The organism is Paenibacillus caseinilyticus, assembly GCF_027533645.1.
Lineage (GTDB): Bacteria > Bacillota > Bacilli > Paenibacillales > NBRC-103111 > Paenibacillus_G > Paenibacillus_G caseinilyticus.
Map to the genome: position 1 here is coordinate 146,506 of NZ_JAQAGY010000007.1, position 17,486 is coordinate 163,991.

14 protein-coding genes are annotated in these 17,486 nt (G+C 59.7%); 4 read left to right on the forward strand and 10 right to left on the reverse strand.

Features of this window, described 5'->3' with window-relative positions:
- Positions 1–3 precede the first annotated feature (3 nt).
- From O9H32_RS12885 to O9H32_RS12895, 3 genes are all read right to left on the reverse strand, one after another.
- Positions 4–1,443, reverse strand: a complete 1,440-nt coding sequence (locus O9H32_RS12885) for an SWIM zinc finger family protein (RefSeq protein ID WP_269866501.1) — start codon at positions 1,441–1,443, stop codon at positions 4–6.
- Between the two features lie 132 nt (positions 1,444–1,575).
- Positions 1,576–3,237, reverse strand: a complete 1,662-nt coding sequence (locus O9H32_RS12890) for a YcdB/YcdC domain-containing protein (RefSeq protein ID WP_269866502.1) — start codon at positions 3,235–3,237, stop codon at positions 1,576–1,578.
- A 330-nt stretch (positions 3,238–3,567) separates the two neighbouring features.
- Entirely contained in the window at positions 3,568–4,164 is a 597-nt protein-coding gene (locus O9H32_RS12895; RefSeq protein WP_269866503.1) for a TetR/AcrR family transcriptional regulator, read from the reverse strand.
- A 271-nt stretch (positions 4,165–4,435) separates the two neighbouring features.
- On the opposite strand from O9H32_RS12895, the gene O9H32_RS12900 reads away from it, so the two are divergent.
- On the forward strand, positions 4,436–5,260 hold the full coding sequence (locus tag O9H32_RS12900; protein WP_269866504.1) for an alpha/beta fold hydrolase: 825 nt from the start codon (positions 4,436–4,438) through the stop codon (positions 5,258–5,260).
- A gap of 394 nt (positions 5,261–5,654) precedes the next feature.
- Here the strand turns inward: O9H32_RS12900 and O9H32_RS12905 are convergent, their stop codons facing one another.
- The gene (locus O9H32_RS12905) at positions 5,655–6,953 is read right to left on the reverse strand and encodes an MFS transporter (RefSeq protein ID WP_269866505.1); all 1,299 of its coding nucleotides are present in this window, start codon (positions 6,951–6,953) and stop codon (positions 5,655–5,657) included.
- A gap of 214 nt (positions 6,954–7,167) precedes the next feature.
- Complete coding sequence (locus O9H32_RS12910) at positions 7,168–7,407, reverse strand: hypothetical protein (RefSeq protein ID WP_269866506.1); 240 nt, start codon at positions 7,405–7,407, stop codon at positions 7,168–7,170.
- Positions 7,408–7,532: 125 nt separating this feature from the next.
- Here O9H32_RS12910 and O9H32_RS12915 point away from each other — a divergent pair, with 125 nt between their 5' ends.
- Together O9H32_RS12915 and O9H32_RS12920 are read left to right on the forward strand one after the other, a co-directional pair.
- On the forward strand, positions 7,533–8,837 hold the full coding sequence (locus O9H32_RS12915) for a PepSY-associated TM helix domain-containing protein (RefSeq protein WP_269866507.1): 1,305 nt from the start codon (positions 7,533–7,535) through the stop codon (positions 8,835–8,837).
- A 409-nt stretch (positions 8,838–9,246) separates the two neighbouring features.
- Positions 9,247–10,035, forward strand: a complete 789-nt coding sequence (locus tag O9H32_RS12920) for a class I SAM-dependent methyltransferase (protein WP_269866508.1) — start codon at positions 9,247–9,249, stop codon at positions 10,033–10,035.
- A gap of 6 nt (positions 10,036–10,041) precedes the next feature.
- On the opposite strand, the gene fucU is transcribed toward O9H32_RS12920, so the two are convergent.
- Positions 10,042–10,473, reverse strand: coding sequence for an L-fucose mutarotase (gene fucU / locus O9H32_RS12925; RefSeq protein WP_269866509.1), 432 nt, complete (start codon positions 10,471–10,473; stop codon positions 10,042–10,044).
- Positions 10,474–10,727: 254 nt separating this feature from the next.
- Between fucU and O9H32_RS12930 the strand changes: the two genes are divergently transcribed.
- Complete coding sequence (locus O9H32_RS12930) at positions 10,728–11,378, forward strand: phosphatase PAP2 family protein (RefSeq protein WP_269866510.1); 651 nt, start codon at positions 10,728–10,730, stop codon at positions 11,376–11,378.
- A 192-nt stretch (positions 11,379–11,570) separates the two neighbouring features.
- Here the strand turns inward: O9H32_RS12930 and O9H32_RS12935 are convergent, their stop codons facing one another.
- From O9H32_RS12935 to O9H32_RS12950, 4 genes are all read right to left on the reverse strand, one after another.
- Complete coding sequence (locus O9H32_RS12935) at positions 11,571–12,494, reverse strand: S66 peptidase family protein (RefSeq protein ID WP_269866511.1); 924 nt, start codon at positions 12,492–12,494, stop codon at positions 11,571–11,573.
- Between the two features lie 86 nt (positions 12,495–12,580).
- Positions 12,581–14,197: a response regulator gene (locus O9H32_RS12940; RefSeq protein ID WP_269866512.1), complete on the reverse strand. Its 1,617-nt coding sequence runs from the start codon at positions 14,195–14,197 to the stop codon at positions 12,581–12,583.
- On the reverse strand, positions 14,172–16,004 hold the full coding sequence (locus O9H32_RS12945) for a sensor histidine kinase (RefSeq protein WP_269866513.1): 1,833 nt from the start codon (positions 16,002–16,004) through the stop codon (positions 14,172–14,174). Before O9H32_RS12945 ends, O9H32_RS12940 begins: the two co-directional genes overlap by 26 nt.
- Positions 16,001–17,314 carry an extracellular solute-binding protein gene (locus O9H32_RS12950; RefSeq protein WP_269866514.1) on the reverse strand — a complete coding sequence of 438 codons (1,314 nt, stop codon included), beginning with the start codon at positions 17,312–17,314 and terminating at the stop codon, positions 16,001–16,003. Before O9H32_RS12950 ends, O9H32_RS12945 begins: the two co-directional genes overlap by 4 nt.
- Positions 17,315–17,486: the final 172 nt, after the last annotated feature.

The window sequence follows — 17,486 nt, forward strand, 5'->3', positions numbered from 1 at the left end:
TGGCTAATAGACAAGACGGATAACGCCGCCGCCGGACAGGACGCTCAGCGGGTGTGCCAGCAGCCGGCCCGTACTCCAGTCGTGGCTGAACATCACGAGCATCACTCCGCCGCGTGTCAGCGTGACATCAAGCTGGGCCAGCAGCGCGGTGCCGGCACCTCCGGGCTGTCCGGAATCCGTCAGCACGAGCCTCTTGCCCTGCTCGTCCTCGATCACCCAGCTGTCCTCCACCTTGCCGAGTCCGGCATAATGCAGCAGCAGAACCGGATGCTTGTCCGCAAGCGGATTCTTGAGCTGGTTTTTGACCGTCTTGGCGGCTTCCGTATACGAACGGCAGGCATGTCCCCGGATCCGCTCGAAGTCGGACGGCTGCGCCGCACGCATCGTCATGTCCTCCCACCGGATGCGGCGGTTGATCCCGCCCGGATACAAGAACAGCTCCCGGGTCTGCACGACTGCCGAGACCGTATCGTCTTCCTTGATATATTTGGCGGCACGGAACGGCCTGTAATGACGCGTCGCGCCGATGCGGCCGCCGGCCGGTTCGATCCAGAAGCCTTCATCCACATACTCCCCGCGCGCCGGATCCGGGTAGGAACGGAAAGCGAGCTGCAGCAGCTCGGCGTCCCGCTCCACGAGCCCCAGCTCTCTGAGTTCGGCGAGCTGCCACGCATGGCCGAGCCACTCCTCGAGCGGCGTCTGCGTCTCCATCGGCAGCTCTGGATCCTCCGCCCGGGACCGCAGGTATTCCCGGCTGCGCTTCACCAGGGAGTGCAGCACGGTCAGCCGGTCGATGACCTCCGTGTATACTTTCTCCCGCTCCGCAGCGTCCGAGAGCAGGTCAAGCAGCTCCCGGAAGGCCGACTGAACCCCCGGAATATAATAGTTCCCGAGCTCCTTGGCTTGGCCGCTGAGCAGCTTCAAGGTACCCGCATCCAGGGAAGCCAGCCCGTGCTGAACCGTCTGCTTCACCAGTTTCTCCAGCAGATCGATGCCCTCAAGCTGGGCCTTTCGCTTCTTGGCCAGCGCCGCTTTGCCGGTCTTTCGTTTGGCCGGGGCGGCTTCGCCCGCAGCAGCGGTTTCTTTCTTTTTCTCCTCGCGCTTGTCCGCCTTCTCCCGCTTGTCCGATATATCTGCCGGGAGCTCCTCTATCGTGAACGTCTGGCCGGAGGTGTACGCATACATCAGGCCGAGGATATGCTTGCATGGAAACTGGCGGCTCGGGCAGGAGCAGCGGTATACCGGGCTGTCCTCCTTGATCCAATCGGCCGAGCACCGGTATGGCTCTTTGCCGCTTCCCTTGCATTCCCCGAAGAGCAGCGTCCCGTCCTCGGTGCGGCACAGTTGGGTAAAGCTTTTCTTACGAACCAGGTCTTTGCCGTTCTTGATGGCTGCCGCATTCAGTGCGGCCGAATCCACGTAGGCTTCCGTAATCGCTATCATGTTGTCGCTGCTCCTTACGTTTTTTCAATATAGAAGTAACCCTGTGGAAAAAGAAAATGGTTGCTAGAGAAGAGTTCCACACTCGGCGCGGGATTTCCTTTTTTACTTGCCCAAAGCTTCGGAGCAACCAACCTATATCAACTTCAGGGGTTGGTCCCAGAGGAGCCGGCCGGTTATCGCATCGATATACCGTAGGCCCTGTCTATGGCTGAGACTGTAGGGCAGATCATCCCCTCCGGTGGCGGGCTTATACAGCAGGCGGTAGTACGGGCGGTCCTCCTCCCGTCCCCCCGACCATTCGAGCCGCACCCTCAGCTGCTCCGAATACAGCCAGAACGCCTCTTCCGGGGTAAGGACGGGATGAGCGTCCAGCTCCTTGATTTCGTTGATGGCAGCATGGGATACGCCCATATAGAGGGTGACTTCCCCGGTAACCGCACTGACTGCTATCGTAACGCTTTCGTGGTTCACCGAACAGCCGTGGACATGGACGGGCAGCTGAAAGCGTTCGTGCGTGCGCGGCTTCTCCTCCGGTTCATCGGTGTCTCTCTCGAGCTGGAGGCAATCTTCGTACCCCGGAAAAAACCGGTCCAGAAACTGACACGCCTTCTCCCAGCATTCTGCCCTGCTTAGCACGGGTTGTCCGTCTTTCTCGTGTATCGGCCGAAAGAGGCCGGTCAGCAGCCCTGTGGACTTCTCTACGGAATACATCACCGTGCCGCGTAAACTGCCCAGCCCCTTGCCCCATTTGCGCTTCATATAGGCGTCTGCGCTCAGCGGATCCTTCTCGTCCGGTTCATCGGCATCGTTCATTTCACTCAGCGGCACATAGGACAACTTGATTGAGTCTCCAAGGTCCCTCTGCTTCTCCAGCGTAAAATAGGCCCTGTCTATCCCTAGAGCGTCCTCCCAATACGCGGGATCGAACGTACCGGTCTGCTGGATGCGGTTTGGCTGCCCTTTCCCCTGTTCTTCATCCCCATTCCGATTCCCGGCAGCATATTCGCGAGGGGGAAGCGGGTCGCTCGGAGGCATGACGTAATGCTCCCTCGCATGCAAGTCCTCGCCCGTAACGGCATCGATGAATCGGTACGAGGGTACCGGGTCATAGACCAGCCGGTAATGGTCTTCCCTCCCCTCCAGATCGAATGTCGGCGCATAGAGCGAAGCCCAAATCAGCTCCATAGACAGTTCGCCCAGGATTTTATCGCGGACCTGCTCCGCCGGGGCGATGGAGGAGGGCCATACCGGCCTCTCCAGCTTCGGCCGCCGATAGCCTTCCCACTGGTAGTCTACGATCTCGAGGCCGGCATCCAGGACCAGCCTGCAGCCCGTATCCGGAAGGGGCAGGCCGCCCGCTTCTTCCCTGTAGGTGAGATACCAGCGCGTTCTCCCCTGTTCCGTATGAACGAAGGTCAGAGAGGCATACTCCGGGGCATGAAGCCGAACGAACGCATCCGCTCTGGACCGCAGCTCTTCGGATGCAGCCTCTCCGGCGTTCATAAGGGAAGGAGCTGGAGCATCGCTAGTGTCGGTGCTATCGAGGGAGTCTGCAGCATCGGGGGAATCTGCAGCATCATCCCGGCTTATCTTAAGACGCGTCAACCGGCCGGTTTCCAGACACAGCGAGACTTCCACTTCATTCTCTTTGTTACCCGGGTCCACCCAAATAAAAGCCCTCTCGGGCGGGGCGGATCTTTGCGTCCTCGTATCCTCCATTTGCAGGCTGTAGCCCTGCGGTACCTTCCCGATCGCTTCGGCCTTACGGCGCAGCTCGTCTGCATGCATCGGCATGGCTTCCTCCTCCTCTATCGACCCCGCAATAATCTAGCAATATATGGTATATTCTAGCATGTCCCTGCACAGCGTTACCACCTTGCGAGTTCTTATGCCGGTCGAATGGCAGCGGCGTTCACACACACCGCTCTCCGCTCCGCTGGGAACGAGAACGCTCGCATCCAGTCATGTGTGCTTGCTGCTCGCCGTCTCCGTCCCCATCCCCTCCCGGAAAAAACAAAAAAGCTCTCCCCGGGTGGGAAAGCTCTCCCTTCTCTTCCAATTCCAGCATTGGTTTTGCGCGCTAGCTTCACGGGCCGGCATCGATTTGAGGCACTTGCTGCCACGTTATGGATTCAGCATCCGGTCCTCGATGTACTGGGCTACATGACCCGCGCAGTGACGAATGTATTTGCTGTCGTCATATAATTTGCTCAGCATAAGGCCGCCTTCGATCAATGCGATCAGATAGCTGCAGACCTCCCCCGGGGAGAGGTCTGCTCTGAATTCTTTACTTTCCATACCTTCGGTAATGATCCCGGTTAACTTCTCCATCATTATAGTCATCGCCTGTTGGGCCCGCTCTTTGAGCAGAGGGTGACTATCGTCGCTTTCGACGGCGGTATTCAGGATCGGGCAGCCTCCCTCCAGCGTGTCGGTCTCAACGAGATTCAAATAAACATGGCAGATGGCCATCAGCTTTTCTTTGGAATCGGCCGCTTCCTCCAAGGCATTCGCCAGGAGACGAAGCACCTTCGAGAACGAATAATCAAAGGCGGCAAGCGCAATCTCGTCTTTGTTCTGAAAATGATTGTAAATTCCGCCCTTGCGGATGCCGCAGCGGTCCATAATATCGGACAGGGAAGCACCGGCATATCCCTTCGTATTGAACAAACCGGCCGATTCGCGGATGATATGTTCTTTGGTCATTTGGCCCTTGCGCATGATCAGCCCTCCACAAGATAAACGGCTTCGCCGTCCTTTAAGGACGGGGCGCGTTTATTAGAAATATAAGATTACAGGATCGAGCCCTGGCAAGATATAAATTCTGATATATTCAAAAACATACCGTTCGGTCTTAAATCAGTATACTACTTCTGGGTCATAATCCAAAGGTAAACTTCAAGAGCTGGAAAAAAATATGTTGCGGAGGCAGTCCCGTTGTGTTAATTTAAAACAGACCGGTCGGTATTATTTTAGAGGAGGATGGAATCATATGGATAAAAAAACCGTTGCCGTAAGAGGAAAAAAGACGACTTATTTGGATTGCGGGGAGCCGGATGCTCCAGCTGTTCTGTTACTGCACGGATTCCCGGAATCGTCGCTGCTCTGGGAGGAGACGGCCCCTGCGGTGCAGAAGGCCGGCTATCGGGCGATCGCTCCGGATCTGCCCGGCTTCGGACAAAGCGAGCCGTTCGATGAACCGTCTACCTGGGAGCGTTATATGGAATTTATAAGCGATTTTGCAGATACGCTCTCCCTCGAAGCATTCCATCTGGTCACCCATGACTGGGGAGGACCCATCGGAACCCGGTGGGCCTGCCACCACCCCGGCCGGATACGCAGTCTGTTCTTGGCGGATACGCTCTTCAGCCCCGATTACGTGTGGCATAAGGACGCGCAGATTCTCCGTACGCCAGGCGGAGGAGAGCAGTGGGTATCCTATCTGCAGAACCGTCCGGTCTTCGAAGGGTTTATGAACCGGGCCATTCCCCTGGCCTCGGAAGCTGTAGTTAACGATTTTTATGCGCTGTTCGGCGATCCCGGCAGGCACCGTATTCCTTTGGAATTGTACCGTTCAGGAGATATGGAGAAGCTCGAGCCGTACCGCGGACGCTTGGCCGAACTGCTGCCTGTGCCGGTCACCATCCTCTTCGGCGAACACGATCCTTATATTGCTCCGGCGCTTGGAGTGAAGCTGAAGGAAGAAGAGCTGCCTCATGCTTCTTACCACCTCCTTCCCGGGATCGGACACTTCGCTCCCCTGGAAGCCCCGGCGGAATTCAATGCTATTCTTACTGCACATCTGACTCAAGTATAAGCGTGACTTAGAGGCCTACGTGGTGATAACTAGGAGACCGGGCGTATCATGCGGCTGCCTCAGGAGTCCTCGGCTCCACCTCCCGCCCTGGGACACGCGGTACCACTCAAGAAAAGCCGTCCGGATGCCCGGACGGTCCTTTCGCGTGCTTGTCCAACCGTTTGCGCGTGGGGAGGGTTGGATATGGGGTTCCAGCCGCTGGTTAAAGTCCTGTGGACTTGAATTTATTTGCTGGCGGTAGTCACATGACATGAAGGGCGGCCGCTACACTCTACCACCCCATACCCATTCCCTCTCTTATCTACCCTCTGCTTGGCTCTTTTTCCCTTCGTGAGATATAAATTCTTATCTATCGAAATAAGCAGGCCGCCCGGCCTGCCTTCCGTGATATGGTCTACTGCTCCGCTTCGATACGCGACACCTTCGAGGTCTCCCCCATCTTCCAATACACTAGCAAGCTTACCGCAATACAGGCAGCGACATAGTAGTAGAACAAGGATTCGTGCCCGATGCTCTTGCACCACAAGGCAATGAATTCCGCCGTTCCGCCGAATACCGCGACGGTCACGCCGTATGGGAAGCCTACGCCAAGCGCACGCACTTCGGTCGGGAAGAGCTCCGCTTTGACAATCGCGTTGATGGACGTATACCCCGTAACGATGATGAGTCCGAGCATCATCAGCCCGAAGGCGCTGCCCGCCGTCTGCGCCTGCTCCAAGAAGAGGAACAGCGGGACGGTCAGCAGCGTCCCCATGACCCCGAAGCCAAGCAGCAGCGGGCGCCGTCCGATCCGGTCGGACAGCATGCCGGCGAGCGGCTGCAGCACTACGAAGACGAGCAGGGCGAAGAAGTTGATCCAGCTGACGGTCTCCTTGGGCAGCCCGACCGTGTTCACCATGAACTTCTGAAGATACGTCGTATACGTGTAGAAAGCGACGGTCCCCCCTAGGGTAAGTCCGACCACCGTCAAGACCGCCTTCGGGTGCTTCATCAGCGCCCGGATCGTGCCGGCGGAAGCCCGGCTCTTGCCGTCCATCTTGGCGAACTGCTCGGATTCGTCCATGGAGCGGCGCAGCCACAGTACGGCCAAGGCCCCCAAGGCGCCGATGACGAACGGAATCCGCCAGCCCCATGACTTCATATCCGGCTCGCTGAGCATCTGCTGAAGGATGATCTGGATGCCGAGCGCGACGAGCTGGCCGGCGATCAGCGTCACATACTGGAAGCTTGAGTAGAAGCCGCGCCGTCCGCTGCTCGCCATCTCGGACAAGTAGGTCGCCGAGGTGCCGTATTCGCCGCCAAGGGACAGCCCTTGCAGCAGACGCGCCAGTACGAGGATGACCGGCGCCAGCACGCCGATGGTGCTGTAACCGGGGGTACAGGCGATGATGAGGGAGCCTCCGGCCATCACGGTGATGGACAGCGTGAGCGCGGCACGGCGGCCATGGCGGTCGGCGTAGCGTCCGAGCAGCAGGCTCCCGATCGGGCGCATCAGGAATCCGACCGCGAAGATCGCGGCGGTATTGAGCAGCTGGCTCGTGGGGTCGCCCTTCGGGAAGAACTCGGCGGAGAAATAGACCGCGAACGCCGTATAGACGTACCAATCGTACCATTCGATGAGATTGCCGACAGATCCCTTGAAGATGTTGCCCGTGATGCGCCGGCTGTCCGGGCCTTTCGAGATTGCTGCCATCCTGTTCCTCCTCCGCATTGTGTCAGCGTTGTAGTGAATTCAAATAGTAACCTGCCTACAACAGGAAGGCAGGTCTGTCTCCCTCATATGTATTCGACCGGGGAACAAATATTCAGAAAGCAAATATTCGGAAAGCAACCAGGATGAAGAACCGCTGCCGGCCTGAGGCATTCGAAGTCGGTCGGTGTCTGTGCGGCCGGGCTGTCAACTCCCATTAACACAATAGACCACCGATCGAATCATCGGCAGCCGAACTCGGTTGCGGCGCTTTCTTCAGATTGATATTATGAACCAGGCAAACTTCCGGATCGAAGGCGAAGAGGCTGCCACCGTCTGCCACTCCGGCGGTGAATGCCGGCTCAGCAGCTTTTACAGACTTAGGAATGGGTACGCTCCCTCCCTCTGTGGATGCCAATCCACCCAATAACGGTAGAAGATGACTCGATCGGGTCATCCCCACTTCCCTCCCTTCGCGTTATAGTTGTAGTCGGCACCTACATACACACAGGGAAGGATTTGAGGATGTTGCGCAGCACAGCCCCGAAGACCGGAGAGAATCAATCCAAGCTTTACCGAACTATGTGGCGGTGGCACTTCTACGCGGGACTAATCTTTGCTCCGTTCCTGATTCTGCTTGCCGTCACCGGAGCTGTGTACTTATTCAAGCCGCAGGTGGAATCGGTCCTGTACCGGTCCTATCATACGGTTGCAGCCGGACCTCAGGCGCTCGCCCCCTCCGCACAGCTCGCGAAGGTCCAAGAGCAGTTCCCGGATGATAGCGTTACCAAGTTCAAACCCGGTGCGACCGTCACCCGCTCGAGCGAATTCACGGTAACCGGCGAAGAAGGCTCGCGGGTCGTGTTCGTCAACCCTTACAATGGGGAGATTCTCGGAACCTTGGATGAGAGCACCACCTTCATGACCTTGGTCAAACAGCTGCACGGCGGATCCATCGCCGGTGCGGCCGGCAATCTGCTCGTGGAGCTTACAGCCTGCTGGGCCGTAATCCTGATCGTCACCGGCGTCTATCTGTGGTGGCCGCGCGGACAGCGGTCGGCCGCGGGAATCGTATACCCCCGTCTGCGGCAGGGCAAACGGACCTTCTGGCGGGATGTGCATGCCGTGCCGGCCTTCTGGCTGTCGCTGTTCATGGTGATTCTCATCTTCACGGGACTGCCTTGGTCCGCGGTCTGGGGGGAAGGGCTGAACCGGTTCGCGAATGCGACGAATACCAATTCGCCTCCTTCCCTGTACGGAGCGAAGCCCCAGTCCACCGTTCCTACCAAGGATGTCGCCGCCGATGTCCCTTGGGCGGCCGAGCTGATGCCGGTGCCGGGCTCCTCCCTGCCGGGCGTTGCCGGCGGCCTGTCCATCGACCGGGTTGTGCGGATCGCCGAGGAGCAGAAGCTGGACGGCGGCTACGCCGTTACGTTCCCCAAGGGCGAGCGAGGCGTCTATACGGTCGCCGCAACGCCCGACAAACCGGAAGGGCAGGCTACGCTGCACATCGACCGCTACAGCGGACAGGTGCTGGCCGACCTGCGGTTCAAGGATTACGGGATTACCGCCCGGATGATATCCATCGGGATCGCACTCCATGAAGGGCGCTACTTCGGCCTGGCCAATCAGATCGCAGGACTGGTCGCCTGCCTCGGCATTGTCGCCATCGCATTCAGCGGGGTTGTCATGTGGTGGCGCCGCAGGCCGGCAGGCAAGCTCGCCGCTCCCGCACGGCCGCAGCAGTATAAGTTGGCGAAGGGACTCACGGCCATCATGATCGGGTTCGGCCTCTTCTTCCCGCTGGTCGGCCTGTCGCTGCTCCTCGTGCTGCTGCTGGATTTGGCGGTAATCCGCCGCTCGCCTGCCATGAAGGAGGCTGCCTAAGGATAGGCATGGCCCGAGGATACGATATGGGGTATAAGAGAACTTCGGCTGAAGAACGGAGGTGAATTCGCGATGCGCTCTTGGATCAGCGCCCTCTTGCTGGTATGTTTGATAGGAACGGCACTCGCCGGCTGCGGCTCTTCCGCCGGTGAGGATGAACACAAGGAGCATAATGCCTCCACATCAGAAAAGGAGTAACAACGGTTCGATTGGAGATGGAACTGACCGTACGGAAGGAACATTGGTTGTCAGCCGCGTATGTACATCTCTCGCCCTATTCCCTCCCCGGCGGACAGATTTAAATAGTAATGCCTCTAACGCTTCCCTGCAGGCGGGATAAACTGATATCATCGGTATCATGAACTATGGAGAGTCACACTAAGGGATGCAGGAGAGGAGCTAACACACAATGACAGAGACCGATTCAAAAGAACGATTCACGGAACGGGTGGAGAACTATGTGTTATACCGGCCGGATTATCCGGCGGAAGCGCTGGACTACTTGTACGGGGCTGCCGGACTGCAGCCGGACTCGGAGATCGCGGATGTGGGCGCCGGTACGGGCAAGTTCTCCAAGCTGCTGCTCGCCAGGGGCAGCCGCGTAACCGCCGTCGAACCGAACGAAGCCATGCGGACCGCCGCCGACCAGGCGCTGGGGAAGGACCACCGCTACCGCTCCGTACCCGGTTCGGCCGAAGACACCGGGCTGCCGGCCTCCTCCGTGGACTTCATCGTCTGCGCCCAGGCCTTCCACTGGTTCGACCGCCGTCTGGCGCAGGCGGAATTCGCACGGATTCTGAAGCCCGGCGGCAGGGCCGTACTCATCTGGAATTCGCGGCTGACGCACGGCACCCCTTTTTTGGAGGAATACGATAAGCTCCTGCACGTCTACGCAGCGGATTACGCTGCGGTCAGCCACAAGAATATCTCTGAGGTAGCGCTTGGGCAGTTCTTCCAGAGCGGGAGCATGCAGGTGGCGCGCTTCCCGTACCGGCAGCTGTTCGATTACGAGGGATTGCGCGGACGGCTCTTGTCTTCCTCCTACGCTCCTGCGGAAGGCCATCCGAACCACGAGCCGATGCTGGCCGAGCTCCGGCAGATCTTCGACCGGAATGCCCAGGAAGGCAGGATATCCTTCGAGTATGAGACCGAGGTGTACTCGGGCGAGGTAGGGGAAGCTTCGAGCGCTGGAATCTAATAAAGGCTAGAGTCTTATGACTCCCTTTTTTAGAATCAGGTTGGCATAGGGAGCATGCTCGCCCGTAGCTACGACGGCGTAGGCTCCCTTCGCCCGTTCATAGAATGCGAACCGCTCGATGCTCTCCAAGGGGGGGACCTCGTCCATATGTAAGCCGATGATTTCCTGATAACGCTGCCATATCGGCGTGTCGGCGGGATCTCCGGGCACGACCTTCATGACAGCGGCCGGGGCTTCTACGTAAGTATCGAGCGGGAGCAGTTTCAAGATCGCCTCAAGCAGATCGGGTATGGAATGACCATCACACCGGATGAGTCTTCGAGCGGTGCTTGCTGCGGGAAAATTGGCATCAGCAAGAACAATCTCGTCACCGTGCCCCATTTCCATCATGATTTTGAGCAGACCCGGAGATAGAATGCCCGGAATCCCTTTTAACATCAGAATCAGCCTCCTTGGTTCCAGACCGCTTAAGTCGCTGCGTAAGACATGGGTGGGATCTCGATGATAGCGCAGGCGCTGCCCCGATAGGCCGTGCTCTCCCGCCCCATGCCTCATGCCGCCCACTCGCTTCTGTACCCTATACTTCTCGGCCCAGCCCCCGAATCCTCCCCCGGACTCACCCAAAAGTTGCAAAAGCCCCCGGCTGAAGGTCATACTAACATCATACTCCATATAGCAAGGGACGATCCTATATGACCTATCTGCGCACACTGCCAAGGACGCTCGGCATCAGCCTCTTCTCGGTACTCGGTTTTGGCGTGGTGGCCTTCCTGATGAGCAAAAGCTACATGGATGCCTTCGACGCCGCTGTCATCGCTTTCGTACAAGGTTGGGAACATCCGCTGTTGACCGCAGTGATGAGAGCGTTCTCCTTCATCGGGGACCCACTCCCTGTCGTCATCCTCGCAGTCTGTGTCCTCGTCGTTCAATGGACCCTCCTGCGCCACCGCTTGGAAGTGCTCCTTCCCGTGATCATCCTGGGAGGCGCCGCCCTCGGGAACGCGCTGCTCAAACTGCTGTTTCACCGGCAGCGCCCCACCCTGAACCGGATTATCGAAGAAGCCGGATACAGCTTTCCGAGCGGACATTCCATGTCAGCCTTGGCGCTCTATGCCACGCTAGCCTTCCTGCTCTGGCGGCATCTGCCTACCCGCCGGGGACGTACGGCGGTCGTTGCGGCCAGCTGTGCCATGATCCTGGGCATCGGCCTCAGCCGCATTTATCTCGGAGTCCATTATCCGAGCGACGTCGTCGGCGCTTATTTTGCAAGCGGGTTCTGGTTCACACTGTGGGTATGGCTCTATCAATGGTATAAGGAATACCGGTACGAACAATCCCGGTAGTGCGTACCCGCTTGGAAGACTGGGGGACCTGGGTAACAGGAGCAGGCCTCCGGTTCGGATCCGGGACGGCTCCTGCCCTTGCGCGTGAGGCCGTGCCTCCTCCTCAGGTCACCCGTCAAAAGATGATCCCCAGCCTGATCCGCACCGCTTCCCGGCGGGCGGTCGGCCTATCCCTTACGGACCGTTATCCCTCTACACACGTACCGTGCTCTCCGTCACCGTCAGCCTGCTCTCCGTCGCATTGAGATTCACGGTCGCGCCGATAGGGATCGCCGCTTTATAATAACCGTGCCCCGATGCCAGGTTCGTCAGCAGCGGTTTGCCCAGCGGGACCAGCACTTCATTGATAAGATCCGCGTAGCTCTTCCCGTACGCCGGCGGACATTGGCTGCATTCCCCCATGACAATTCCGAGGCAGTCGCGGAATTTGCCGGCCAGCACCAGCCGGTTCATCATGCGGTATACCTTGTTGATCGGCTCGTGGGTTTCCTCCAGCAGGAGAATTTTCCCTCGGGTCTCGATCTCGTAAGGGGTGCCTATCGCATCGGCGAACGAGGTGAGATTCCCTCCGACGACCGGTCCCGTCACATTCCCCCCGACGCGTCCGATGAGCGGCAGGCCGGGCGGGTTGTCGATCACCCGGGGAGCGGCCGTACTTGCGGTGGCTGCATAGAACTGATTGAAGTTATACAGCGGCTCCGACGGCGTGAAATCCAGCAGCAGCAGGCTGTGGAACGTAATCAGCCCCACGAACTGGGAAAGTACATTGAGCAGGATCGTGATATCGCTGTAGCCCGTGACGATCTTCGGATTGCGGGCGATCGTCGTGTAATTCAGCAGCGGCAGTACGGCAGCCACCCCGACGCCGCCCCGGGCAGGAAGAATGAGCCTCACTTTAGGATTCTCGATCATCCTCATGAAATCAGCAGCCCGCTGCCCGGGGCTCCCGGCCAGGTAGCCGTCCGCCGCATAGGCCGAGCTGCCGACCAGCACCTCGAAGCCCATATTCCGCAGGGTCTGTACCCTAGCCTCGATCAGCGCGCTGCTCAGCGGACTGCCCAAGGACACGACCCCGATGGTGTCTCCGGCCCGCAGTATCGGGGGCTTCACCGCCATTCTCCCTTCCCCCTTCGTTCATACGCATGGTAACTACCAGCTTATGCTGCCTGTAGCGGGCTGGTGCGGATAGATCGATACCCAGGCTACCGATCCCCTGCCGGGGTGCGGTGTTCTCTCCTGAATTCGAGCGGCGTATGCCCGGTCGCGGACTTGAACACCCGGTTAAAATGCCGGATGTTGCTGAACCCCGACGCCTCGGAGATGGCGGCGATTTTGTCGTCCGAGTATAAAAGCCGCTTCTTGGCTTCGTCCACCCGCTTTGCGGTCACGTACTCGATGAACGACGTACCAAGACGGCTTTTGAACAGCGTACTGAGGTACGACGGGTTGAGATACACCTTCTCGGCAACCCCGCTCAAAGTAATCGGCGTCGCATAGTGCTCGTGGATATACTGCACTACAGCCTCCACGGGGGAAGCGGAGGCGCCGCCTCTTCGCGCCGACAGCACACCGGCCAGCCGGCCGATCAGCTCCTCGCAGGCCGCCGTCAGTTCCGTACGCGAGGAGATCGAGATGAGCTCCGACAGCACCTGCTTCACATCCCGCGTGCCCAGCCAGTCCTTCGCCCGGTCCAGCTGGACCGCCGTCTCATAGAAGTGAAGCACCATCTTGCAGATCTGCCCCTGGATCATGCCCGGATCGGCAGTGGAGTCCATCAGCTCTTGCAGCCACAGGCCCGCTGCTGCCTTCGAGTCCCGGATGCGGCCCTCGCGGACGGATTGGTCCAGCAGCCGCCAGTCGCTTCCGTGCCCCTCGAACCTTCGGCTGGTTACCCGCATCGTCTCCTCGTAGGTCAGCACGCGGTCGCCGCCATGCACCAGCCGGTAGAGCAGTGCCATGTCCGCTTCGCCGAAGGACCGGGCGGCCGCCTCCAGGTCCCCTGCCGGGCTCCCGACGCCGATCGTCACCGTCAGATTCGACAGCGTGCGGATCTGGTGGCACACCCGCTTGGCCAGACGCACCACTTCGTCACCCTCCTTGTCATGGTTCAGGAGAGCGACTACCTTCGTCTCCGCAGCGATGAAGACATAGCCCCGCACCCGGTCCGGTATCAGCTCCTGCACGAACTGGGCGATGAACAGCGCGAAGAGCGACGGATCGGCGAGCGAGTAACGCCCGTCCGTTACCGATTCCCGGTCAAGATGTACGACACAGCACGTATAGAGCGGATAAGGAAACACGAGCCCCACCCCGTCCAGCAGCTCCAGCTCTTCCTCCTGTACGGTACCGGAGATCAGGGAGGCGAGGATGTGCTGGCGCAGCTGCTGCCGCATCCGCTTCTCCTCCTGATCTTCCTTCGCATGCTCCTGCTCCCTCGCCTGATCCGCCTGCCATTCTTCCTTAATGGCGGCCAGGGCGGCATAGAGCTCCTCCCGCTCGGGCGGCTTCATCAGATAGTCCCTGGCCCCCATCTTCAGCGACTCGCGCGCATAGGCAAAATCGTTGTATCCGCTCATGACGATGCACCGGATCTGCGGATACTTCTCCCGGACGATCGACTGCAGCTGAATTCCGTCCATCCGGGGCATCCGGATATCCGTGATGATCACATCCGGCCGGCAGGTCTCGAGCCATTCGAGCGCCTCCACCCCGTCCTTCGCCGTATGGACGACGCTCCAGTCCGGCGACAAGTCCGACAGCATATGTTCGAGCCCCCGGCGAAAAACCGTCTCGTCATCCACGATCAATAGAGTCGGCATAGCGCGGCTCCCCTCTCCCTCCGTCTTCTTCCCCTCTAGGGGCGACCAGCGGGAGCAGCAGAGTGACCCGTGTGCCCGCCCCCGGCTCGCTCTCGACGCTGAGCCCGTATTGATTCCCGTACCGCAGCGCGATGCGGCGGTGTACGTTCACTAGTCCGTGGCCGCCCGGCCCGTCCGGCAGCGGCGCCTCCGTGATCCTCCGGCGAATCTCCTGCAAGCGAAGCGGCCCGATGCCGAGCCCGTCATCATATACGGTAATCAGCATACAGCCGTTGTCCCTCACTGCGCTGAGCCGGATGGTCCCGCTGCCGTCCCCCTTCTCGAAGCCGTGGATCATGCAGTTCTCCACCACAGGCTGCAGGATGAGACGGATCACCGAGAAGCCCAGCAGTTCCTCGTCGATCTCGGTCACGAAGGTCAGGCGGTCTTCATAGCGGATGCCCTGGATGGCCATATACCCGCCCACATGTTCGAGTTCCTTGGAGAGCGCCACTTCATTGCGCTCGCTGCTGATGCTGTAGCGGAGCAGCCGGCTCAGATGGTTCGTCATCCGGACGACTTCACGGTTGCCTCCGAGTTCGGCGTACATGGAGATGGACCCCAGCGTGTTGTATAAAAAATGCGGGTTAATCTGGCTCTGCAGCGCGGCAATCTGCGAATCCTTCTCGCGGATCTCCGATTCGTAGAGCCGGTAGCCCAGATCGCTGAGGCGCGATACCATCACATTGAACGTTTGGCTCAGCTGCCCCACTTCATCCTTGCTCTCGATCGGCACCGAGACGCCGAGCTCGCCCCGCTCCACCCGCTTCATCAAGCTGCGCAGCCGGCTGATGGGCCGCGTAATCCGCAAGCTCAGCCCGATAGAGAGCCCGGCCGCCAGGACCAGGCAGACAAGACCGATCCCCACGATGGAGCGGCGGACTTCCAGCGTCTCCTTCATGAGGACGGAGAGCGGGACCGTCTCCACCGTCGTCCAACCGGTGACTTCCGAGGTCCGGTAGGTGAGCAGCTCCTCCCGGCCGTCGCGATGGACCGTCACCGTACCCGTCCCCCGGTACCCCGATACCGCCTCGTCCGTTAACCGGCTCCCTTTGGTATAGACGGTCCGGCCTGCGCCGTCCACGAGCGCGACGTCCTCATAAGCCGTGCTGGACAGTTGGCCCAGCTTGCTGCGGACGCTGCGGATATCGACATCGAGCACGATATAGCCGAGATCCTCCCCCGTCTCCAGGCTGCGCAGCTTCCGGGCCAGCGAGAACACTTCGAAGGAGGCGCCGCCGGTCGAGCGGACTTCATGAAGCCCGATATAGACGCCCTTGCCTGTCTTCGAGGCGGCCGCATACCAGGGCTGATCGATCCAGCCCGGCTCGGAGAAGGAGGCGGCGCTGTCCGGACGCAGCACATAGGCCGCTCCGCGCTCGCCGTAGAGATATAGTCCGACGACATCGACCCGCCCGTTCGTGAAGACGAGCTTCACGAGTTCCTCCAGGGCCGCCCGCTCGTCGAAGGAGGGCGGCTTCCCCGGCGTGTGCTCGGATGCCAGGAACTGCATGACCTCCGGCATCTGGTAGGGGACGGTCGACAGCAGGCCGAGCTCCCTCATGTACGTATCGATGTTAGCCGTAAGCTCGCGGACCGCATCCCCTTGATACTTTCCGACATTGCGCTGAATGGAGGAAGCGTATCCCTGGTAACTGACAGCGCTTGCGACGATCAGCGGCAGCGAGATCAGCACGACGCTCACCAGGATGAACTTGTTCAGAAGCGGCTGATCCCGCAGGAGATCCCGCCACCTTCGCCCCCTCATCGTCCGGCCTCCTTCAGCGCTTCGCCGATATACCGCTCCAAGTCGTCCAGCACTTCCTCCGGCGTGCGCTGGCCGGCCAGCATGAGCTCGAAGCTTTTTTGGGCGCCTAGGTTCACCTTCCCCTGCTTCGCCCCCTGCGGATAATAGGCGACATGATCGGCCGCCGCGGCATAATCGGACCGGTAACGGAGCGACCGGAAGTCCGGCGATTCCACCGCATGCAGGGCAGCCGGGATATGGCCCGCGCGCGCCCAATCCGCGCCGTGCTGCGCCACCCAGTTCGCGAAGGCGATCGCCGCGACCCGGTGCTCCGGAGAGACCGACGCCTTCGCCGGGAAGGCAAATGTATGCGAGTCGCCCCACGACGCCGGCCGGTCATAGATCACCGGGAGAGGGGCGACGCCGAAGTCGAGGCCCGGCATCTTCTCGAAGATGCCGGTTCCCCAGACGCCGAGGAACATGACGGCGGCCTTCCCTTCGGAGAACAGCTTCACGGCGTCGGATATCCCCGGAGGAATCAGTCCGGCCTTGTACAGGCGATCCACGTACTGCAGGGACCGCAGAGCGGCCGTACGATTCAGCGCCGGGGAACGGCCATCCGCCGCATAGAACGTCCCTCCCCCCTCGATCTGGTTATACAGCGACCACCACAGCCAGTACGCGTCGATCCTTACACTCGGCATAGCCAGCGGGGCGGTCTCTTCCGGGAGCCTCGAGCGCAGCTTCTCCAGAAAATCCGTGAAAGCCGCCTCTCCGCCGCCAAGCAGGGGCTTTCCCTCGTTCGACAGCAGTCCGGCTTTCTTCAGCCATGTTTTGTTATAGTACATAACATAAAAGTGGGTATCTAGCGGAATCGCGTAATGCTTTCCGTCCAGCACCGTACTCCGGACAATGGCCGGGTTGTAATCCTCCCAGCGGACACCCGCTCTACCCGCTTCCCCGTCGATACTGTCCACGAATTTCGCCGCAGCTAACTGCGCGAATTGGGAGGAATGGACGATCGCCACATCCGGAGCTTCCTCCGTCACGATCGAAGTCGCGAGCTTCGTATAATAATCCTCCGATTTGTTGTTGACCAGATCCACGGTAACCCCGCCGGAATTGTCCTGGTTATACCGCTTGACCAGGTCGACCATATACAGCCCGTCGCCGCCGCTGAACGGCGTCCAGAACGTAAGCTTTATGGTGGCGCTCTCATTTGGCGGCGGCACCGGATTCTCGGCAGTGGAGGACCCGCCGCAGCCCGCTGTCGTAAGGATCAGGATGGTCCAGAGCACCGCGCGCCGGCCTTGCACCCGCAGCTTTTGCATATGGCAACCCCCGTGTTCTACATTCTTCTTCGTTAATTGGAACCTACAGCATAGCCTACGGATCCCCCGATTGTACATGGCACCGCGTTGGTAAATATGGACATATTTTTAGGTAGTGCAAGATCTTCGGAGGAATCCCGCGCGAAGCCAAGATAAGAGGGTATCCCCTGCT